Consider the following 21,138-nt stretch of genomic DNA (forward strand, 5'->3'; position numbering starts at 1 on the left):
GAGCACCATGACCACCCTTTCCGATACCGACCTGTACGACGCCACCGTCGCCGAGCGCACCCGGATGGCAGGGTTGCTCGACGGCCTCACGCCCGAGCAGTGGGCGGCGGACTCCCTCTGCGCGGGTTGGCGGATCCGCGAGGTGGTGGCGCACCTGAACATGACCGACACGCAGACCTTCGAGGAGTTCGGAGCGGCCGTCGCCGAGGCGGGCGGCGACGTGAACGTCGCGGTCGACCGCACCGCCCGCGCCGATGCCGCCCGCTTCACCGACGCCGAGCTGCTGGCGATCCAGCACGCCCGCGTCGCCAGCCGGTGGACGCCCGGGCCCGGCGCGACGCAGGGCGCGCTGGCCCACGAGGTGATCCACGGCCTGGACATCACGATCCCGCTCGGGCTGCCGGGTCCGGCACCGGAGGTGCTCGCCGCGACGGTGACCGGGTCGAGCGCGGAGGGGCTCGGGTTCTTCGGTGTCGACCTCGCGGGTCTGAGACTCGCGGCCGACGACTCGGATCTGGTTCTCGGCCACGGCCCACAGGACGTCGCGCTGCCGACGCTCGAGATCGTCCTGATCGCGACCGGCCGACGCCCGGTCCCGACACCCACCGTCGTGGGATGATCGCCGGTGTGGCGGGAGTCGACGAGCCAGTGATCGATGATGCGGCCCTCGGCGCCCTCCGCCCCGAGCTGGTCCGGTACTGCTACCGGATGATCGGCGACGGTGCGGGCGCCGAGGATGCGGCGCAGGAGGTGTTGCTGCGGGTGTGGAACGCGCGGGAGCGCTACGACCCGGCCCGCGCGAGCATCCGGACCTGGGCGTACGCGATCGCGTCCCGGTACTGCATCGACCTGCTGCGTGCCGCCCCGCGCCGGGCTCTGCCGACCGACCTGGCGGAGCGCAACGGCGCGGGGGATCAGGCGTTCGCGGAGCTGCGGCCGGGCAGCTGGGTCACGCCGCTGCCGGACGTCGTCGCGGATCCGGCGGCTGCGGCGGAGCGGCACGAGAGCATCCGGATGGCCTTCGTCGCGGCGTTGCAGCACCTCACGCCGGCGCAGCGGGCCGTGCTGGTGCTGCGCGACGTGTACCGGCACAGTGCCGCCGAGACCGCGTCGATCCTCGGGATCAGCGCCGCCGCAGCGCATTCCTCGCTGCAGCGCGCCCGCAAGGTGCTCGCCGGGGCGGCGCCGGCACCGTCGGACGTTCCTGCGGGCGAGGTGGATCCCCGGCTCCTGGACGGCTTCGTCAGCGCCTTCGAGCGGCACGACGTCGCGGGGCTCGCCGCGCTCCTGGCGGAGGACGTGGTCTTCTCCATGCCGCCGGTGGCGTTCTGGTTGCGGGGCGCAGCCGACTACGCGGCGTTGTTCGCCTCGGGCGACGCCTGCGTCGGGCACCGCCTCGTGGCGACGACGGCCAACGGATCGCCTGCGTTCGGGCAGTACGAGCCGGGTGACGGGAACGGCATGCGCCCGTTCGCCCTCGTCGTCCTCGAGTCCGACGGTGCCCGGGTCACCCGGGTGACGACGCATCTGGACCAGGCTGACCGGTTCGAGGCCTTCGGCCTGCCGACCCGCCTGCTCCCGTAGCCGTCGCGGTCAGTGACCTGCTGCGACCAGTTCCGCGCAGCGCTCGCCGACCAGCATCACGGTGATGTTCGGGTTCACCGTCGTGTGCTCGGGGAAGACCGAGGCGTCGGCGACGCGCAGGCCGGCGACGCCCTTGACCCGCAGTTCCGGATCGAGGGGTGACATCGGGTCGTCGACGGCGCCCATCCGTACCGTGCCCGCGGGGTGGTACACGGTGTTGTGCGTGCGCCGGATGTAGTCGGCCAGTTCGGCATCCGTCTGGGCGCCGGGGCCGGGGTAGAGCTCGCGCTCGACCCAGTCCTTGAGCGGTCCCGCCTCCGCGATCTCGCGCGCCTTGCGGATCCCGGCGATCATCACCTTCAGGTCGTGCCCCTCGGCGTCCGTGAAGTACCGCGGGTCGACCCTCGGCTTGTCGCGGAAGTCTCGGGTGCGTAGCCGGACGGTGCCGCGCGAGCGCGCGTGGGTGACGTTGGGCGTGAGGCAGAAGGTGTTCTCCGCCGTGGGGTAGCCCTGGCGGAGCGTGTGCATGTCGAAGGGGACGCTGCCGTAGTGCATCATCAGGTCCGGCCGGTCCAGGCCGTACTCGGTGGGCGTGAAGATCCCGATCTCCCACCACTGGGTGGACTCGCGGACCATCGGTCGCGAGGTCTCGAAGCCGATCACGCCCTCCGGGTGGTCCTGCAGGTGCGCGCCCACGCCGGGGGAGTCGACGAGCACGTCGACGCCGGTCTCCCGCAGGTGGTCCGCGGGCCCGATTCCGGAGAGCATCAACAGCTTCGGTGAGTCGATGGCACCCGCGCTGACGATCACCTCGCGCCGCGCCTCGACGGCCGTGGTGCGCCCGAACGCGTTGTCCGTGATGTCCACGCCGGTGGCACGCGGCTGATCGCCGGACGTGTCGAAGACGACTCGCTTGGCCCAGGCGCCGGTGCGGATCGTCAGGTTCTCCCGGTCCAGGACCGGGTGCAGGTAGCTCACGGACGAGGACGACCGCGTCCCGTCGGCGCGGCGGTTGATCTGGAAGAAGTTGGCGCCGTTGGTCACCGTGGTCCCGGAGTTGAACTCCGCACGCGGGATGCCCACCTCCTCGCACGCGTCGAGCAGCGCGACGCCGCACGGGTCGTTCGGGGGCACCGTCATGATGTGCACCGGTCCGGAGCGTCCGTGGTGCTCGCCCGGGGCGTCGTTGGTCTCGATCCGCGGATACAGCCGGTACACCGAATCCGCGCCCCAACCCGCCGCGCCGTGGTCGCGCTCCCACGAGTCCAGATCCTCGCGCGGTGCCCAGAAGGCGATGCAGCTGTTGTGGGAACTGCAGCCGCCCAACACCTTCGCGCGGGCGTGCCGCATGAACGAATTGCCGTTCTCCTGAGGCTCGATCGGGTAGTCCCAGTCGTAGCCCGATTCGAGAAGCTCCATCCAGCGGTCGAGTCGCAGGATCGCCTCGTCGCCCACGTCGGAGGGTCCGGCCTCCAGGAGGCAGACGGTCACCGTCGGGTCCTCGGACAGGCGGGCGGCGACGGCTGCACCCGCCGATCCCGCGCCCACCACCACGTAGTCGAAGGCCTCCTGGCCGGATTCGGGTGCAGTCACTGATCGTCCTTCCGCTCGGCGAACCATCCGGTGACGGACGGCCGCAGGTTCTCGTAGACGTGCTTGGCCTCGAGGTACTCGCCGAGGCCCGTGGGGCCCAGCTCGCGCCCGATGCCGGAGGCGCCGAAGCCGCCCCACTCGGCCTGGGGGAGGTAGGGCCCGAAGTCGTTGATCCAGACGGTGCCGTGCCGCAGGCGCCGCGCGACCCGCTTCGCGCGCCCTCCGTCGGCCGACCAGACCGCGCCCGCCAGACCGTATTCCGTGTCGTTGGCGATCGCCACGGCCTCGTCCTCGGTCTCGAAGGTCTCGACGGTGACCGTTGGCCCGAAGGCCTCGTCGTGCACGCACGCCATCGACGGATCGCACTGGTCGAGCACCGTCGGGAGGTAGAAGAAGCCGCCGTCCAGCGGCCCCGAGCCCTGGTCCCCGGTGGCGAACGCGCCGCCCGTGCGGACGACCGCGCCGTCGGCACGCGCCTTCTCGACGTACGTGTGCACCTTATCGCGATGCGCGGCCGAGATCAGCGGCCCGGTCTCGGTGCCCTCGGCGTGCGGCAGGCCCTGCCGGATGCCCTCCGCACGCCGGACCAACTCGTCGACGAAGGCGTCGTGCACGGACGCCTCGACGACGAGCCGGGCGCCCGCGGAGCAGACCTGGCCGGAGTGCAGGAAGGCGGCGTTGAGCGCGTTGTCGACCGCCGCGGCAAGGCCTTCCGGCGTCGCGCACGCATCGGCGAAGATCACGTTGGGGTTCTTGCCGCCGAGCTCCAGTGCCACCTTCTTGACGGTGCCGGCGGCGTTCGCGGCGATGATCCGGCCGGTCACCAGGCCGCCGGTGAAGGACACCAGGTCGACGTCCGGGTGGGTGGACAGGGGAGCGCCGGCTTGTGCCCCGGCGCCGAGCACCAGGTTGGCGACGCCCTCTGGCAGGCCGACCTCCTGCAGCACCTGCATCAGCAGGATCGACGTGTGCGGGGTGAGCTCGGAGGGCTTGAGCACGAAGGTGTCCCCGGCGGCCAGCGCGGGCGCGACCTTCCACGCAGCCTGCAGGAGCGGGTAGTTCCAGGGCGTGATCATCCCGCACACGCCCACGGGCTCGTACACGATCTGCGAGGCGACATCCGCGGATCCGGCGTCCACTATCCGCCCGGAGTCCTGGCCGGCGAGCTTGCCGAAGTAGCGGAAGCACGCCGCGATGTCGGCCATGTCGAGCTCGGACTCGTACAGGCGCTTGCCGGTGTCGAGGGTCTCGGCCCGCGCGAAATCGTCGCGCCGCCGATCGATCTCGTCGGCCACCCGCAGCAGCAGGTCGCCCCGTTCGGCGGCCGGGACGTGCGGCCAGGGGCCCGTGTCGAAGGCACGGCGGGCGGCGGTGATCGCGGCTCCGGTGTCGGAGGCGGTCGCCTCGTCGACCACGCCGACGTCGGTGCCGTCGGCGGGGCAGACGATGGTGCGGGTACCACCGTCGGCGCTGTGGCGCCACGTGCCGTCGATGAACAGGGTGGGTTCGGTCATGCGGGTGTCCCTTCGGGTTCTGTGGACGCTTCCGGGTCGGGATCGGTTAGGGTGCCGTCGGTCTCGTCGTCGCCGTCGTGATGGTCGGTCGCCGCGCGGCGCAGATGCAGGTAGCCGAGATGGCGCTCGTACTGGTCGAGGATGTCGCCGATGATCTGCTCGCGCGTGTAGCCGTTGAGCGTGTAGCCCTGCGAGCCCTCCGCGAGGTAGACCTCGCACCGGAAGTACCGGTCGGCCGAACGCTGGGCGAGCACCGCGTAGCTCGGCGCCGGGGCGGAGACGGGCCACACGCAGTACTCGAAGTGCGGCTCGCCGGCCAGGTCGACGGTGAGCGTGGGGGAGGGCAGCGATTCGCTGCGGCCCGATTCGTCGATCGTCGCCGAGATGCCCTCGGCGGCGAACTCGGCTGCCACGTCCCGCATGGCGGGTGCGACGGCGTTCTCCAGGAACTTCAGGGTCGCGGCGCGGCTCGGGTAATGGATCGTCGCGAGGAGGCGCCGGCGCCAGCTGCCGGACTCGCCGCCGCCCCGACCCGCAGCGAGGGACTTGGGCAGCGCCGTCCGATAACTGTCGTGCTTGTACGACTCCGTGTGCAGGGCCCGCAGCAGCGACAGGCCCACCAACGCCAGCACGAACGAGAAGGGCAGGCCCATGATGATGGTCGCCTTCTGCAGAGTGACGATCGAACCCTCGTTGCCGGCGAACAGCATCGCGAGGGTCAACAGGCCGATCGCGAACGACCAGAAGATCCGCGTGCTGCGGGCGCAGTCCGCCATCGGATCCGACAGCTTGCTGGTGAAGTTGCCCATCACCAGCGAGCCGGAGTCGGCGCTCGTGACGTAGAAGAGCAGTCCGGTGATGGTCGCGATCGCGAGCAACAGCGGTGCGCCGGGGTACTTCTCGAGCAGCGAGTAGAACCCGACCTCGGGCGTCGACGCGGTCGCCTCGGCGAAGGGCTTGTCGCCCCGGGCCACCTCGAGTGCGCTGTTGCCGAAGATCGAGATCCACACCAGGATGAAGCTGAAGGGCACGACGAGGACGCCGAAGACGAACTGGCGCAGCGTGCGGCCCCGCGAGATGCGGGCGAGGAAGAGTCCCACGAACGGGGCCCACGCCACCCACCACGCCCAGAAGAACAGCGTCCAGGAATCCAGCCAGCCGGACGGATCGTTGCCCGCGGACTCGGGACTGATCTGGCCCCACGCGAAGGTGTCCATCGTGCGGTCGAGGAAGGTCGACAGGTAGTCGCCCGTGTTCTGCACCAGGCCGTTGAGCAGGAAGTCGGACCGGCCGGCGACCAGGATGTAGACGAGCAGCAGGATCGCGAGGATCACGTTGAGCTCGCTGAGCCGGCGGATGCCCTTGTCGACGCCGGAGGTCGCGGAGATCGTCGCGACGATCACCGACAGCACGATGAGGCCGATCTGCGCGGCCTTGCCCTGCGGCAGGCCGAACAACTCGTGCAGGCCGTAGTTCAGCTGGACGATGCCGATGCCCAGCGAGGTGGCGATGCCGAAGATGGTGCCCAGAACCGCGGCCACGTCGACCGCGTCGCCGAGACGTCCGTGCACGCGCCTGCCGAGGATCGGGTAGAGCGCGGCGCGGATGGTGAGCGGGAGGTTGTGCCGGAAGGCGAAGTAGGCGAGGGCGCCGCCCATCAGCGCGTACATGGCCCAGCCGGTGACGCCGTAGTGGAACACGGTCCACGTGACGGCCTCCCGCGCGGCGTGGTTGTTCTCGCCCGTACCGACCGGGGGATTGAGGTAGTGGCTCACCGGCTCCGCGACGGAGAAGAACATCAGGTCGATGCCGATCCCCGCAGCGAAGAGCATGGAGGTCCAGGTGAACAGGCTGTACTCGGGGCGGGACTCCTCGGGCCCCAGGCGGTAGCGACCGTAGCGACTGAGGCCGATGAACACGACCACGCCGACGATGGCCGTCGCGAGGAGGAAGTACCACCAGCCGAACCAGGTGGTGATGAAGGAGACGACGCCGCTGATCACGCTCTCCGCGGTCTCGGGAGAGGCGAGTGCCCAGAGGGCGAAGGCCAGGACCGAGCCTGCGGCGGCGATGAAGACTCGGCGGTTGAGGGAGCTCGTCGGTGTCGATGTCGTGTCTACTGGTTTCGATGTTCGTGAGGATTCAGAATCACTCATGCCTTTCGACGTTACCGGGACCCGGGTGAAACCGGACGTAGTCGCCGGGACTCGCTCACCGCGGTGCGGCCGCGCGAGGCGGCATGAGAAACTGGACGGTGACGTGTGCCGGGGACCCGGCCAGCCGCCCGAGGAGTGAGACCGATTCCCAGCTTCGCCGACGAGACCTTCACCGAGCCCTCGCGTATCCGAAATTTCTCGATCATCGCGCACATCGACCACGGCAAGTCCACCCTGGCCGACCGGATGCTGCAGATCACAGGGGTCGTCGAGGCGCGCGCCATGCGTGCGCAGTACCTCGATCGGATGGACATCGAGCGCGAGCGCGGCATCACGATCAAGGCGCAGAACGTGCGCCTCCCGTGGTCCGTGGACGGCGAGGACTACGTCCTGCACATGATCGACACGCCGGGTCACGTCGACTTCACCTACGAGGTCTCCCGCGCACTCGAGGCGTGCGAGGGCGCGATTCTGCTGGTGGATGCCGCACAGGGCATCGAGGCCCAGACCCTCGCCAACCTGTACCTGGCGATGGACAAGAACCTCGAGATCATCCCGGTCCTCAACAAGATCGATCTTCCCGCTGCGGACCCGGACCGGTACGCCGAGGAGATCGCGCACATCATCGGCTGCGAGCCCGACGAGGTGCTGCGCGTGTCCGGCAAGACCGGCGCCGGCGTGGACGCGCTGCTCGATCGGGTGGTCCAGAAGGTGCCGGCCCCCGTCGGCGATGCCGACGCGCCCGCCCGCGCGATGATCTTCGACTCGGTCTACGACACCTACCGCGGCGTGGTCACGTACATCCGCGTGGTGGACGGCAAGATCGTCCCGCGCGAGAAGATCCAGATGATGTCGACGGGTGCCACCCACGAGCTGCTCGAGGTGGGCATCGTCTCGCCCGAGCCGAAGGCCTCGAAGGGGCTCGGCGTGGGCGAGGTCGGCTACCTCATCACCGGTGTGAAGGACGTGCGGCAGTCGAAGGTGGGCGACACCGTGACCACCGCGCGCAAGGGCGCCGAGACGCCGCTCACCGGCTACCAGGAGCCGCGGCCGATGGTCTACTCGGGCCTGTACCCCGTGGACGGCTCCGACTACCCTGCCCTGCGTGAGGCGCTCGACAAGCTGCAGCTCAACGATGCCGCGCTGACGTACGAGCCGGAGACCTCCGTGGCCCTCGGGTTCGGGTTCCGCTGCGGCTTCCTCGGGCTGCTGCACATGGAGATCACCCGCGAGCGGCTGCAGCGCGAGTTCGGCCTCGACCTGATCTCGACCGCACCGAACGTGGTCTACCGCGTGGTCGGCGAGGACGGCAAGGAGCTCATCGTCACCAACCCGTCGGACTGGCCCGACGGCCGGATGCGCGAGACCTACGAGCCGATCACCAAGACCACGATCATCGCGCCCAGCGAGTTCGTCGGCACGATCATGGAGCTGTGCCAGTCGCGCCGCGGTGAGCTCGGCGGCATGGACTACCTGTCGGAGAGCCGCGTGGAGCTGCGGTACACGCTGCCGATGGCGGAGATCATCTTCGACTTCTTCGACTCGCTGAAGTCGCGGACCCGCGGCTACGCCTCCCTCGACTACGAGGAGGCGGGCGAGCAGCAGTCCGACCTGGTGAAGGTCGACATCCTGCTGCAGGGCGAGGCGGTCGACGCGTTCAGCGCGATCGTGCACCGCGACGGTGCCCAGGCCTACGGCAACAAGATGACCGTCAAGCTCAAGGAGCTCATCCCGCGCCAGCAGTTCGAGGTGCCGGTGCAGGCCGCGATCGGCTCGAAGATCATCGCCCGCGAGAACATCCGCGCCATCCGCAAGGACGTGCTCGCCAAGTGCTACGGCGGCGACATCAGCCGTAAGCGCAAGCTGCTCGAGAAGCAGAAGGAGGGCAAGAAGCGGATGAAGACGATCGGCCGGGTCGACGTCCCGCAGGAGGCCTTCGTCGCCGCGCTCTCGTCGGACGCCTCGGCGGACAAGCCGAAGGGCAAGTAGTGTCCCGACGGTGACCGCACCGTCGAGCCCGGCAGCCCCGGGCGCGGGTCCTGGCGTCCGGCAGGACCTGTCGCGCTTCGCCCTGCTGTCGATCGCGACCTCGATCGTCGTGATCGCGCTGAAAATCCTCGCGTGGCGGCTGACGGGCTCCGTCGGCCTGCTCTCCGACGCGGCCGAGTCGTCCGTCAACATCGTCGCGGCCGTCGCAGCGTTCGTGGCGCTCAAGGTGGTGGCCAAGCCGGCGGACCACGACCACAACTTCGGGCACACCAAGGCCGAGTACTTCTCGGCGGTGCTCGAGGGCGTCATGATCGTGGTCGCCGCGGTGGTCATCATCGTCTCCGCGGTGGATCGGCTGCTCAACCCGCAGGCACTGGAGCAGGTGGGGCTGGGCCTCGCGATCTCCGTCGCGGCGACGGTGCTCAACGGGCTCGTCGGGCTCTACCTGATCCGGGTCGGCCGCCGGCACCGCTCGCTCGCGTTGCAGGCCGACGGGAAGCACCTGATCACGGACGTGTGGACCACGGCCGGTGTGATCGTGGGCGTCCTGCTGGTGGCCCTCACCGGGTGGCTACCGCTGGACCCGCTCATCGCCATCGCGGTGGCGGTGAACATCCTCGTCGTCGGTGCGCGCCTGGTGTGGCAGTCGGGCGCCGGCTTGATGGACGCCGCGCTGCCGGTCGAGGAGCGAGCGCAGATCGACGAGGTGCTCGACCGCCACCGGGTCGCGGGCATCGACTTCCACGACGTTCGGACCCGCGAGTCCGGGCACGAGCGCTTCCTGCAGATGCACATGCTCGTGCCCGGCGACTGGACCGTGCAGCGCGCCCACGACGTCACCGAGGAGGTCGAGGCGGACCTCGACGCGCTGTTCGACGACCTGCGGATCACTGTGCACATCGAGCCGATCGACGACCCGCGGGCCTACGAGGACTGGCGCCTGGACTGAGCCAGCTCGCTGAACGCTCAGCCGTTGAAGGATTCCGGGTGCGGTCCGGTGCGGCCGTCGGCCTCGAGAGCATCGATCGCGGCGGTCTCGTCCTCGTCGAGCGCGAAGCCGAACAGGTCCAGGTTCGCGGCGATCCGGCTGGGCGTCACCGACTTCGGGATGACGACGGTGCCGTTCTGGACGTGCCAGCGCAGCACCACCTGGGCGGGGCTGACACCGTGCCGCTCCGCGGCGGCGAGGACGGCCGGGGAGCCGAGTGCGGCGCCCTGGGCGAGCGGGCTCCAGGCCTCGGTCGCGATGCCGTGGCGCCGGTTCGCGGCCACGGTCTCCCGATTCTGCAGTGAGGGGTGCAGTTCGATCTGGTTCACGGCCGGGAGCGGCGCTCCGAGCGCGGCGACGCGGTCGAGGTGCTCGGGCGCGAAGTTCGAGACGCCGACCGATCGGGTACCCGTGCCGCGCAGGTCCTGCAGCTCGCGCCACGTGTCGAGGTAGTCGTCGGTCGCGGGCGCGGGCCAGTGGATGAGATACAGGTCCACGTGGTCGAGGCCGAGTCGCTCGAGGCTCGCGTCCAGGGCGGCGCGCGCCTTACCCGCGCCGAGGTCGGCGACCCACAGCTTGGTCGTGACGAAGAGCTCGTCGCGGGCGACGCCCGAGGCCGCGAGTGCCCGGCCGACGCCGGTCTCGTTGCCGTAGATCATCGCGGTGTCGATGCTGCGGTAGCCGGCCTCGAGTGCGGTCTCGACGGCGCGCTGCGCCTCGTCGTCCGGCACCTGGAAGACGCCGAAGCCGACCTGGGGCATGAGGATGCCGTCGTTGAGGGTGATGTTCGGGATGGTGGTCATGGGGTACTCCTGGGTTCTGGTGGAGGGAGGGGCAGTCAGGCGGCGACGGGGATCGGCGCCGAGTCGGTGGAGCGGTCGAACTCGCCTCCGCGGACACGGGCGGCGATGAGGTAGGCGACGAGACCGGCGAGGGTGATGCCAGCGCCCACCCAGAGCGGGGAGACGTAGCCGAGCCCGGCGGCGAGGGTGAGCCCGCCGGCCCAGGCGCCGAACGCGTTGCCCAGGTTGAAGGCGGCGATGTTCGCGCCGGACGCGAGAGTGGGGGCGTCGTCGGCGTAGTTCATGATGCGCATCTGCAGTCCGGGCACGGTGGCGAAGCCGAAGGCGCCCATGAGGATCAGCGCGACGACGGTGGCGATCTGCGAGGTGGCGGTCAGTGCGAACACGCCGAGGACCACCGTCAGCGCGGCGAGCAGCACGATGAGCGTGAGCGGCAGGTTCCGGTCCGCCGCCCGCCCGCCGAGCAGATTGCCGACGAACAGGCCCGCGCCGAACAGTACGAGCAGCCACGGCACGGACGAGGACGCGAAGCCGCCGACCTCCGTGAGGGTGAATGCGATGTAGGTGAAGGCGCCGAACATGCCGCCGTAGCCGAGCACGGTGACCAGCATCGACAGCCACACCTGGCGGCTGCGGAAGATGCGGAACTCGGCGAAGGGGTTGCTGCCGGCGGGGGCGGCGGGGGTGTTCTGGACGAGTGCGGCGATACCGATCAGGGCGAGGACGCCGATGATCGTGATTGCCCAGAAGGTGGACCGCCAGCCCGCGGCCTGTCCGAGGAACGTGCCGAGCGGCACGCCGAGCACGTTCGAGACGGTCAGTCCGGCGAACATGATGGAGATCGCTGCGGCGCGGCGGTTCTCGGCGACGAGGTCCGCTGCCACGACGGCGCCGATGCCGAAGAACGCGCCGTGGCACAGGGCGGCGACGATCCGGCCGGCCAGCATGAATTCGTAGGTACCGGCGAGTGCCGACATCAGGTTGCCCACGATGAACAGGACGAGGAGTCCGAGGAGGGCGTGCTTGCGATTGACCCGGCCGAGCGCCGCGGTGAGGATGATGCCGCCGATGGCCACGGACAGCGCGTAGCCGGAGATCAGGTAGCCGGCCACGGTCTCGCTGACGGCGAAGTCGCGCGCGACCTCGGGGAGCAGTCCCATGATGACGAACTCGGTCAGTCCGATGCCGAAGCCCCCGAGGGCGAGCGCGAACAGCGCGATGGGCATGAGGTTCCTTAGGAAGTCGGGATGGTTGGCGCGTCTGCAATCACCGGCGTCTGCAGTAGTTGCACACACAACGAATAGATAGTTGCACACGCCGATAATCTTCGCAAGGTGCTATGCTCGTAGTTACGACGAAAGGGGTCCTCACCATGGGTATCGCCGACGATGCGGTGGAGATCCGCGCACGGGGATGGCGCACGCTGGTCGCGCTGCATGCGCTGATCGAGAACGATCTCGAGCGCTCGCTGCAGGCGGGGCACGATCTCTCCGTCGTCGAGTTCACAGTGCTCGACGCGCTCAGTCGGCAGGATGGCTGGCACATGCGGATGCGCCAGCTGGCGCGTGCCGCCGCGCTGTCCAGCAGTGCCACGACGCGCCTCGTCACCCGGCTCGAGGATCGGGGTCTCTTGACCCGGATCCTGTGCGCGGACGACCGTCGCGGCATCTACACCGAGCTCACCCCGGCGGGGTGGGATCTCCTCACTGCGGCGCGTCCGACCCAGGAGCGGGTGCTGCGGGAGGCGCTGTCCGAGGCTGCGGGACAGCCCGAACTGCGCCCGCTGGTCGATGCGATCCAGGTGCAGGCGCCGGTGGTGGAAACGTCCGCGTGACGCGACTCGCCTGAATCACGGGAAACTTCAGCCGCTTTCGTCTCAGCCGTAGCGCCAAAGGTTGGTTTTCCGTCTCGGACGCGCGACAATGTGACCGGCGTCACACTGACGCTGGGTCGCTGCTGCGGCCGGTCGTCGTTCGACGGAGGATTGGGGAGATCAACCATGAAGATGAGGACAACGGGAGTGTTCGGGCTCGCGGTCGCGGGTGTGGCGACGATGCTCTCGGTCGGTACGGCCTCGGCGGATCCTGCGCCCCCGTACGTGGATCTACAGGCGTTCGGATACGTCAGCTGCGGTGGGCCGCTGCCCGGTCGGGCCGAGCCGAATTCGCTGATCGACCACGGCTGGGTCACCAACAACGGCCCGGGGGTGGCGCACGACGTCACCGTCTGGTTCAACGGCGGCGTCAGCAAGTCGGCCGGCGAACTCCGTGCGGGACGTTCGTTGCAGATCGAGCAGGTCGTGCCCAGCTGGGGCTGCCCCTTCCGGGCGATCCCGGTGACCGCTTCCACCAGTACCTACGACCTGAACGGCGGCAACAACAGCTGGATGGCGCGCAACTGACGCGTCCGCGCAACCGATTCGACGACCCCGGGACCCAGGGCCCGTGTCCCGGGTTCGTCGTCCGCGCTGTCCACTCTCGAACGGCGATGTCCCGCGCGGACACGGATACCGTTCGCGCTACGCGAGTTCCGCCCCGAGACCGAGGAACCGTCCGTAGTCGCGCACTGGCTCGGCGAGGCGTCGTTTCGTGGCAGCGGTGAGCGAGGTGAAGGGCTCCAGCGCGACGGTGACCTTCTTCGCTGTGGCCTTCCGGCTCCAGGTGCCCACGATCTCGCCGTCGACGACGATCATCGGCTTGAACACACCGTTGCGCCCGGGGATGATCCGCGCCAGGTACTGCTCGTCGAGCTGCGGTGCGCGGGAACCGTATCCGATGATGTACTCGTCGAATCCGGGGAGGAGGAGGGGGCGCGCGAGCGCCTCGTCGACCTCCGCGTCGGTGATGTCGACGGTGCCGGGCGCGACCAGGTAGGTCGTCCCCGCCAGCTCGACGGTCTCGACGGCGCGGCCCGCGGCGGTGATGCCCTCGTCGACGGCTCCCATCGGCAGGTACGCCCACTTGCCGATGTCCTGCCGGGTCACCGGGCCGCGGGCCGCGACGAACCGCGAGACCATTTCGCCCAGTGCGTGATCCGGCTCCCGACGATCTGCGATCCACTCGTCGGCCAGGGCGAAGACATCGGTCTTCGACGCGGGATCGGCGAACACGATCGCCATGAGCTCGGTGAGATGCCGCAGGACGTGCCCGGCCTGACCGTTGTCGAGGACGACCCCGTTCTCCGCGCACGCTTGCACGAGTTGTGGACGCGTGAGGACCTTTCCGCCCGCCAGTTCCGCGCGGATGGTCCGCTCGGCACCGTCGACCATGGCGTCCGAGAGTCCGAGTGCCGGACGTCGCTTGGCGGCCTCGGTCCGCGAACGGTCGGTGAGCGCGGCACTGAGCCAGTGCAGATCCTCGGCGGCCGTGATCTGGAGCGTGCCCCGCGCGGGCCGATTGCGGGTGATACGCCCCTCTGCCAGATCGGTGAGGACGGCGGCATCGTCGGGATGATCCGCGGCGCGCAGGGACAGTGCGAACCGGGCCGCCGCACCGTCCTGCGCCTGGATCGCGAGCATCCCGCGCGCGGCGTCCTCCGCTGTGCGCCAGTCCCGAACGCCGGGCACCAACCCCTGGGCTCGAAGCCTGAGTGCGCGGATACGGCGGATCTCAGGGTCCACGGATACGGCCATGAGTGATGATCCTGCCACGGGCGTAGCCTCGTCGGTGTGTGGAACACCTGGCTGACGCGCACCCTGAACATCGACCTGCCGATCATCGGTGCCCCCATGGGCGGCCGTGCCGGGGGCGAGCTCGCCGGGCAGGTGACAGCGGCGGGCGGGCTGGGCATGATCGGCGCTGCCCGCTACGCCACGCCCGAATGGATCGACGAGCAACTGCGCGTCATCCGCGCGGCCGCCGGCGGCGATGCGCCGCTGGCCTTCGGCCTGCAGACCTGGTCGCTGGCGGACAGCCCCGAGCTGTTGGACTCCGTGCTCGCCGCGCAGCCGAAGCTCGTCTCGCTGTCCTTCGGCGATCCCGCGCCCTTCGTGCAGCGCGTCAAGGACGCGGGGGCCGTGGTGATCTCGCAGATCAACTCCGTTGATGACCTGCGCGAGGTGGAGGCCGCCGGCGTGGACGCGGTCGTCGCCCAGGGCGGTGAGGCCGGCGGGCACACCGGCCGCATCGCCACCCTGCCACTGCTGCAGGAGGTGCTCCGCGCGACGGATCTTCCCGTGCTGGCGGCCGGTGGCATCGGCAGCGGCGCGGGCCTCGCGGCGGTGCTCGCGGCCGGGGCACAGGGCGCGCTGGTCGGCACGGCGCTGCTCGCCTCGCCCGAGACCATCGGCCCCGAGTACGCGATCCCCGCGCTGCTGAAGGCCCGCAGCGTCGACACCGTCTACACCGATGTCTTCGACAAGGCCCGGCATCAGCCCTGGCCCACGCGGTGGTTCGGGCGCGCGCTCACCAACGACTTCACCGAACGGTGGCACGACGGCGACGGGGTGGACGCCTCGTCCAGTACCGAGGAGGCCGTCAGCGCCGCGTACGACGGTGCCATGCCCGAGCTCGGTGTCGTCTACGCCGGACAGGCCGCGGGCCTCGTCGACGAGGTGCGCCCCGCCCGCGAGGTGGTGGCGTCGATCGCGGCGGATGCCGAGGCCCGTCTCCGTGCCGTCGCCGAGGTGCTGGGCTGATGGCCGGCCTCGTCGCACCCAAGATCACGCCGCTGCGGCTGCCGGACCTCGAGGACGGCGTCACCGACGATCTCATCCCCGGAGACACCCACGACCGGCAGCGGTTCGCCGAACCGACGGTCAAGGGCCGCGACCTCGGCGGGATCACCTTCAGCGAGTGCGAGCTCGTCGGGTGGGAGGTCCGCGACGCGGTGTTCACCGAGTCGGCGTTCCTCGAGACCCGCATCTCCTCGTTGTTCGCGACGGGCTTCCGGGCGTCCCGCTCGACCTTCCGGCAGGTCGAGGTCGACGATGCCCGCATCGGCGCCGTCGAGCTGATGGACTCCAAACTGCGCTCCGTCGTCTTCACCGGCGTCCGTCTCGGATTCGTGAACCTGCGGGGCGCCGCACTCACCGATGTCGTGTTCCGGGAGTGCGTGCTCGACGGCATCGACGCCGGTGACGCGACCCTGACCCGCGTGGCGTTCGAGGACTGCCGCGCGGGCGAGCTCGATGTGACGCGTGCGAAGCTGCAGCACGTGGACCTGCGCGGTCTGCAGGTGGAGCGGATCCGCGGGATCGAGGGCATCTCCGGGGCGACGATGTCGCACTTGCAGGTCGTCGGCCTGGCGGAGGTGTTCGCCGCGCACTTCGGGATCAGCGTCACCGACTGACGTCACCTGAGCGGGACTCGCGGAGATCCTCGCCACGCACGTGGGTGTCAGCGTCTCCGACTGAGGTCACCGGAGCCCGCCCGCGTCGATCACCAGGCGGAAGCCCCACCAAGTGCCCGCGGACGCGATGAGGATCCCGAGCAGGGGCCAGTACCAGACGGACCTCCGCACGACCGCGCAGGCGACGCTGCCGACTCCGGCGACCGCCCAGCCGCCCAGCACGCCCGCGGACAGCACGACGACCGCGAACTCGGCCTGCTCGCGCGCTGCGCACGGGCTTCCTGCGGCGCAACCCGGCGCGCTCGCGGAGAAGTACATCACCGCGAAGAACATCGCGAGCCCGCCCGCGAGGACGAGCAGCCCCCACAGCACCGTGGCGACGACCAGATCTGCGATCACCGGGCCGGTACGGCGACGATGGGGAACCACCGGATGTGTCATACGTCCACGGTCGCGGATGCCTGTGCTCGGTGGATCCGTGGAACTACTCAGATCGGGTGGGGGCTTGTCCCGGTAGGTTCGAGAGGTGACCGTCGACGCCGTTCTCGCCCCCAGCACCCTGCCCTTCGCCCTGCCTGACTTCGCCGCGTTCGCGGACGCGGACTTCGAGGCCGCGTTCGCCGAGGGGTTCGCGCGGCACCGTCGGGAGATCGCGGCGATCGCCGGCGATGCCGAGCCCGCCACGTTCGCCAATACCGTCGAGGCGATGGAGCGCGCGGGGCAGGACCTGGGGCGCGTCGCGGCGGTGTTCTTCTCGTTGACGTCCACCGATCGCACCGATGCGTTGGAGGCGGCGCAGGCCGCGATCTCGCCGCTGTGGTCGGCGCATTTCGACGCGATCCTCATGGACCAGGCGCTCTTCGGCCGCGTCGACGCGCTGCACTCGCGGCGCGGTGAACTCGGTCTCGATCCCGAACAGCTTCGGCTGCTCGAGCGCTACCACCTCCGGTTCACTCGCGCGGGGGCAGGGCTCGACGACGCCGCCCAGGAGCGGCTGCGGACCATCAACACCGAGCTCGCCGAGCTCACCACCGAGTTCTCCCGGCGCACTCTCGCCGAGACGAACGCCTCCGCAGTGCATTTCGCGAGCGAGGCCGAGCTCGACGGGCTGGACGCGGACGCCGTCGCCGGAGCTCGCGCCGCCGCCGAGGCGGCCGGGCGTGACGGGTACCTCCTCGCCCTCGGTTACCCGCTCAATCAGCCGAACCTCGCGCGCCTGACGAACCGCGATTCGCGGCGGGCGGTGTACGAGGCGTCGTCGCGCAGGAACACCCGGGGAGGCGAGAACGACACCCGGGAGCTGATCGCCCGCGTCGCGAGCCGGCGGGCGGAGCGCGCGGCGCTGTTCGGGTATTCGCACCACGCCGCCTATCAGATCGCCGACCAGACCGCCGGTACGGCGGAGGCGGCCCTCGGCATGCTCCGCGACCTGGCAGTACCCGCCGCGCGTAACGCCACCGCCGAGCGCGCCGAGCTGGAAGAGCTTGCGGGCCATGCGATCGAGGCCTGGGACTGGCCCTTCTACGCCCGCGTTGCCGAGCAGCGTGCGCAGGCCGGCGACGGCGGATCCGGACCCGCGCTGAACGAGTACCTCGCGCTCGACAACGTGATCGAGAAGGGCGTCTTCGAGGCGGCCTCGCGGATGTACGGGTTGGGTTTCGCCGAGCGCACGGACCTCGCCCTGCACCATCCGGACGCGCGCGCCTGGCAGGTCACGGGGCCCGACGGTGCGCCGCTCGGCCTGTTCGTCGGGGACTACTTCGCGCGGCCCAGCAAGCGGGGCGGGGCGTGGATGACGAGCTTCGTGGACCAGTCCCGCCTGCTCGACGCGCAGCCGGTGATCATCAACGTCTGCAACTTCGTTCGCCCGCCGGACGGGCGGCCCGCTCTGCTCAGCCGCGACGAGGTGACCACCGTCTTCCACGAGTTCGGGCACGCCCTGCACGGCCTGCTCTCGGAAGTGACCTACCCGTACTTCTCGGGCACCAGCGTGCCGCGCGATTTCGTCGAGTTCCCGTCGCAGTTCAACGAGATGTTCGCCGCCTGGCCCGCGATCCTCGACGGCTACGCCCGGCATCACGCGACGGGGGAGCCTCTGCCCGAGGGGCTTCGCCGGTCGGTTCTCGAGCCCGGCACGCGCGGTGAGGGATTCGGCACCGTCGAGTACCTGGCCGCGGCCGTCATCGATCTGGCATGGCACACGATCGAGCCCGGCACCGTCGTCGACGACGTGGAGGGCTTCGAGTCCGCCGCGCTCGCCGACGCGGGGTTGGACGTGCCGGGCGTCCCGCCGCGCTACCGCGGGCCGTTCTTCAACCACATCTTCTCGGGCGGCTACAGCGCCGGGTACTACAGTTACATCTGGTCCGAGGTGCTCGATGCCGACGCCTCCGCGTGGTTCACCGCGCACGACGGACCGACGCGCGAGAACGGCGAGAAGCTGCGTGTCGCAGTGCTCTCCCGCGGCGGCAGTGTCGACGCCTCGCAGGCCTACCGCGACTTCCGCGGCGGTGATCCCGATATCGCGCCCCTGCTCGAGCGGCGTGGCCTGACTCCATGAGCGACGATGCCACGCAGTACTTCCGGGTCCTCGACGAGCTGGTGCGGACATCGAAGGTGGTCATCGACCGCCCGCGGGGCACGGCGCATCCCCGGTATCCGCGGGCGATCTATCCGCTCGACTACGGGTTTCTCGCGGGAACGACCGGCGGTGACGGTGAGGGAGTCGACGTCTTCGTGGGCACCGATGCCGGAGTGGGGGTCGTCGCGGTGGTGTTGACGGCCGACGTGCGTAAGCGCGACGTGGAGACCAAGGTGCTTCTCGATTGTACGGCGGCCGAAATCAATGCCGTGCGTGGTTTCCTCGCCGACTCCTTGGGGCTCGCCGGACACTTTGTTCTTCGCGAGGGGCATGCACGGACGGTTGCGTCGATCGGTATGCCGTAGTGTTCTAAACAATGGCGTGATCGAACGGATAGGCGTATCATGGAGTCATGGCCCTACCGGACGCATTACGTGAACTCCCTGAGGATTTGGTTCCTCGGGAGCTCGCTGAGGCACGGGGTGAGGATCGTGCGGTAGCGGAGGTATTGTTCGAACAGCGGCGGGTCGAGGGTGTTGCGTACTGCCGCACGATGACCGCGGTCTACGCGCTGCACCGCGCCCTGTACGCCGATGATGAGGCGCAGTACCTCGCCCGGCCGGCGAACTACCGGGAGGCGGTCGAGGCGCGGCAGCGGTTGGCCGCGGCGGAGGTCGCCTTGAGTGCGCAGATCTCCACCCTGCTGCGCCTGGGTTCGGCCGCGGCGGTGCACGTGGTGGAGGTCGCGGTCGGGTTGATCGAACGGCTGCCGAAGGTGTTCGGGTTGATCGGGAGAACGTCATCACGCCGAAGGCGGCGGAGATCGCGTTGGGGCGCTCGCGGGTGCTCAGCGCCGCGCAGGTCGGTGATCTCGATGCGGCGTTGCATGAGCGGCTCACTCGCGACTACGAGGTGCTCTCGATCCCCGCGCTGCGTGAACAGGTGGATCTGCTGGTCGGTGCGATCGACCCGGACGCGGCGGAGCGGCGTCGCAAGCTCGCCGAACAGGACCGCAAGGTCACCTTCCGCCCCGCGGACGACGGGATGGCGATGGCCTTCGCGTTGTTGCCTTCGCCGGATATGCAAGACATCGCCGCCCGAGTGCAGTACATCGCGACCACGGTCTGTGATGATGACTCGCGGACCGTGCCGCAGCGGCAGGCCGACGGGTTGGCGCAGTTGATCCGCGGGTACAGCACCCTCGGCTGCGCGTGCGCGAACCCGGAGTGCAAGTACCGTACGGCGCGGTTCCACGGCGAGCCCGACGCGGACGGTGTGATCACCCGGTTCGTCACCCTCATCAACGTGGTCATCAACGAGACCGACCTCGCCGATCCGGACACGCCCGACCAGGGTGCGCCCGAGCAGAGCGTGCCGGAGGATAGCTCCGCTGCGGACTCACACGCGGATAAGGGCGCCGCGGGTGCCAGTGCCGCCGATGACGAAGGCGCGCAGGCAGATGCCGTTGCCCGCGCAGACGCTGACGCAGGAGTCGATGCAGATGCTGCCGCTGACTCTGCATCGAACCCGGCGCCCGGCCGTCGTGGCGGGCTCGCGTACCTCGAGGGGTACGGCCCGATCAGCCTGGCGCTGGCGCGGGCACTGGCGGCCCGCGAGGACGCGGTCATCCGGCCGTTCGGCCGCCGGATCACCGACCACGACGATGCTGCGGGACTATCGAGCCGGGCGGCGTGCGACGCCTCCAGCGAGACCGAGCCGCGTGGCGCGATCGACTTCCAGTGGGCCTGGCGCGATATCGTCGCGCGACTCGAAGGACACGACGACCCCGGTGGCACCGGATTCGACTTCGGACCCGACGACCACGGGCCGGACGGCGACGCACCGGATGGCAACACCAGCCCAGACGACGAAGGCCCGGATGACGGAGATCTGGACGGTGGAGTTCTGGACGACGGAGATCTGGACGACGGACGTGCAGGGGAGACCTGTGCGGACGACGGTGGTCCTCACCCGGGCGACTCGAGCCCGCCCGGAGCCCCGCCTGCACTCGTCCGGGCACGCGGAAGCTCCGGATACCGGCCATCGGCGGACCTACGCCGCTACCTGCGACTGATCCACCCCCGGTGCGTGTTCCCGCACTGCAACCGACCCGCGGCGAGGGCCCAGATCGACCACCGCCGCGAATACGACCACACCTCACCCGAACTCGGCGGGCAGACCACCGCCGAGCAGATCCAACCGCTCTGCATCAGCCACCGCCAGCTCAAGACCGCAGGAGAGTGGATCGACGCACGCCTGCCCGACGGCCGGATCCTCTGGACCTCACCCCACGGACGGCACTACATCGTCGACCCCACCGGCATCATCCTCACCCTCTTCCCCGACCTCGCCCGCGTCGAATGGGTCATCCCCGCGGCGTCGGGGTCGGGATCGGAGGATCACGTCAGCGCCGCCGAGGCGGAAAGCCCGGCGCGGCCGGGAGGCCGCACCCGCCTGCAACGCGAACACGCCCGCCGGGAGCGGCGTCGCCGCGACAACATCACCGCGTACGAAGCGGAACAGAATCGGAAATCCCTGCCTGTCAGCGAGATCGAGGCCGGCATGATGCGCGTCATCGGTGCTCCGACTCCGCGCTCGGCCCCGTCGTTCGACGGTCCGCCGCCCTTCTGATCCGCCCTCG

Annotated in this window: 18 protein-coding genes; 11 read left to right on the forward strand and 7 right to left on the reverse strand. The window is 69.9% G+C overall.

Going from position 1 to position 21,138, the window contains the following annotated elements; genetic code table 11:
- The first annotated feature begins 7 nt into the window (after positions 1–7).
- Together AXK60_RS15875 and AXK60_RS15880 are read left to right on the forward strand one after the other, a co-directional pair.
- Positions 8–619 (forward strand): maleylpyruvate isomerase family mycothiol-dependent enzyme, encoded by a 612-nt coding sequence (locus tag AXK60_RS15875; RefSeq protein WP_068572427.1) that lies wholly within the window; start codon positions 8–10, stop codon positions 617–619.
- A complete protein-coding gene (locus tag AXK60_RS15880; RefSeq protein ID WP_068572429.1) occupies positions 616–1,584 on the forward strand; it encodes an RNA polymerase subunit sigma-70 in 969 nt (322 codons plus the stop codon). The genes AXK60_RS15875 and AXK60_RS15880 overlap by 4 nt, the downstream gene beginning before the upstream one ends.
- A gap of 9 nt (positions 1,585–1,593) precedes the next feature.
- Here the strand turns inward: AXK60_RS15880 and AXK60_RS15885 are convergent, their stop codons facing one another.
- The 3 genes from AXK60_RS15885 to betT are packed head-to-tail and all read right to left on the reverse strand — an operon-like array spanning position 1,594 to position 6,847.
- Positions 1,594–3,204: a GMC family oxidoreductase gene (locus AXK60_RS15885; protein ID WP_068572431.1), complete on the reverse strand. Its 1,611-nt coding sequence runs from the start codon at positions 3,202–3,204 to the stop codon at positions 1,594–1,596.
- Positions 3,174–4,691 (reverse strand): aldehyde dehydrogenase family protein, encoded by a 1,518-nt coding sequence (locus tag AXK60_RS15890; RefSeq protein WP_068572433.1) that lies wholly within the window; start codon positions 4,689–4,691, stop codon positions 3,174–3,176. The genes AXK60_RS15885 and AXK60_RS15890 overlap by 31 nt, the downstream gene beginning before the upstream one ends.
- The gene (gene betT / locus AXK60_RS15895; protein ID WP_068572436.1) at positions 4,688–6,847 is read right to left on the reverse strand and encodes a choline BCCT transporter BetT; all 2,160 of its coding nucleotides are present in this window, start codon (positions 6,845–6,847) and stop codon (positions 4,688–4,690) included. The genes AXK60_RS15890 and betT overlap by 4 nt, the downstream gene beginning before the upstream one ends.
- Before the next feature lie 135 nt (positions 6,848–6,982).
- Here betT and lepA point away from each other — a divergent pair, with 135 nt between their 5' ends.
- A complete protein-coding gene (gene lepA / locus AXK60_RS15900; protein ID WP_175400040.1) occupies positions 6,983–8,836 on the forward strand; it encodes a translation elongation factor 4 in 1,854 nt (617 codons plus the stop codon).
- A gap of 10 nt (positions 8,837–8,846) precedes the next feature.
- Positions 8,847–9,785, forward strand: a complete 939-nt coding sequence (locus AXK60_RS15905; protein WP_068572440.1) for a cation diffusion facilitator family transporter — start codon at positions 8,847–8,849, stop codon at positions 9,783–9,785.
- 17 nt (positions 9,786–9,802) lie between these two features.
- Here the strand turns inward: AXK60_RS15905 and AXK60_RS15910 are convergent, their stop codons facing one another.
- Both AXK60_RS15910 and AXK60_RS15915 read right to left on the reverse strand, forming a co-directional pair.
- Entirely contained in the window at positions 9,803–10,627 is an 825-nt protein-coding gene (locus tag AXK60_RS15910) for an aldo/keto reductase (RefSeq protein ID WP_068572442.1), read from the reverse strand.
- A 35-nt stretch (positions 10,628–10,662) separates the two neighbouring features.
- Positions 10,663–11,853, reverse strand: coding sequence for an MFS transporter (locus AXK60_RS15915; RefSeq protein WP_068572444.1), 1,191 nt, complete (start codon positions 11,851–11,853; stop codon positions 10,663–10,665).
- A gap of 146 nt (positions 11,854–11,999) precedes the next feature.
- On the opposite strand from AXK60_RS15915, the gene AXK60_RS15920 reads away from it, so the two are divergent.
- Positions 12,000–12,461, forward strand: a complete 462-nt coding sequence (locus AXK60_RS15920; protein WP_068572446.1) for a MarR family winged helix-turn-helix transcriptional regulator — start codon at positions 12,000–12,002, stop codon at positions 12,459–12,461.
- Between the two features lie 165 nt (positions 12,462–12,626).
- Entirely contained in the window at positions 12,627–13,028 is a 402-nt protein-coding gene (locus AXK60_RS15925; RefSeq protein WP_139057991.1) for a hypothetical protein, read from the forward strand.
- Between the two features lie 117 nt (positions 13,029–13,145).
- Here the strand turns inward: AXK60_RS15925 and AXK60_RS15930 are convergent, their stop codons facing one another.
- Positions 13,146–14,258, reverse strand: coding sequence for a winged helix DNA-binding domain-containing protein (locus tag AXK60_RS15930; protein WP_068572450.1), 1,113 nt, complete (start codon positions 14,256–14,258; stop codon positions 13,146–13,148).
- Positions 14,259–14,294: 36 nt separating this feature from the next.
- Between AXK60_RS15930 and AXK60_RS15935 the strand changes: the two genes are divergently transcribed.
- The gene (locus AXK60_RS15935) at positions 14,295–15,263 is read left to right on the forward strand and encodes an NAD(P)H-dependent flavin oxidoreductase (RefSeq protein ID WP_068572452.1); all 969 of its coding nucleotides are present in this window, start codon (positions 14,295–14,297) and stop codon (positions 15,261–15,263) included.
- Complete coding sequence (locus AXK60_RS15940) at positions 15,263–15,916, forward strand: pentapeptide repeat-containing protein (RefSeq protein WP_068572454.1); 654 nt, start codon at positions 15,263–15,265, stop codon at positions 15,914–15,916. The genes AXK60_RS15935 and AXK60_RS15940 overlap by 1 nt, the downstream gene beginning before the upstream one ends.
- Positions 15,917–15,982: 66 nt before the next feature.
- On the opposite strand, the gene AXK60_RS15945 is transcribed toward AXK60_RS15940, so the two are convergent.
- The gene (locus tag AXK60_RS15945; RefSeq protein ID WP_139057992.1) at positions 15,983–16,357 is read right to left on the reverse strand and encodes a hypothetical protein; all 375 of its coding nucleotides are present in this window, start codon (positions 16,355–16,357) and stop codon (positions 15,983–15,985) included.
- An 85-nt stretch (positions 16,358–16,442) separates the two neighbouring features.
- On the opposite strand from AXK60_RS15945, the gene AXK60_RS15950 reads away from it, so the two are divergent.
- The 3 genes from AXK60_RS15950 to AXK60_RS27095 all read left to right on the forward strand — a co-directional run bounded on the left by AXK60_RS15950 (position 16,443) and on the right by AXK60_RS27095 (position 21,128).
- Positions 16,443–18,476 (forward strand): M3 family metallopeptidase, encoded by a 2,034-nt coding sequence (locus AXK60_RS15950; RefSeq protein WP_068572458.1) that lies wholly within the window; start codon positions 16,443–16,445, stop codon positions 18,474–18,476.
- Positions 18,473–18,862 carry an inorganic pyrophosphatase gene (locus AXK60_RS15955; protein WP_068572459.1) on the forward strand — a complete coding sequence of 130 codons (390 nt, stop codon included), beginning with the start codon at positions 18,473–18,475 and terminating at the stop codon, positions 18,860–18,862. The genes AXK60_RS15950 and AXK60_RS15955 overlap by 4 nt, the downstream gene beginning before the upstream one ends.
- 463 nt (positions 18,863–19,325) lie before the next feature.
- Positions 19,326–21,128, forward strand: a complete 1,803-nt coding sequence (locus AXK60_RS27095; RefSeq protein WP_175400041.1) for an HNH endonuclease signature motif containing protein — start codon at positions 19,326–19,328, stop codon at positions 21,126–21,128.
- Positions 21,129–21,138: the final 10 nt, after the last annotated feature.

Origin of the sequence: Tsukamurella pseudospumae (assembly GCF_001575195.1) — a bacterium.
Lineage (GTDB): Bacteria > Actinomycetota > Actinomycetes > Mycobacteriales > Mycobacteriaceae > Tsukamurella > Tsukamurella pseudospumae.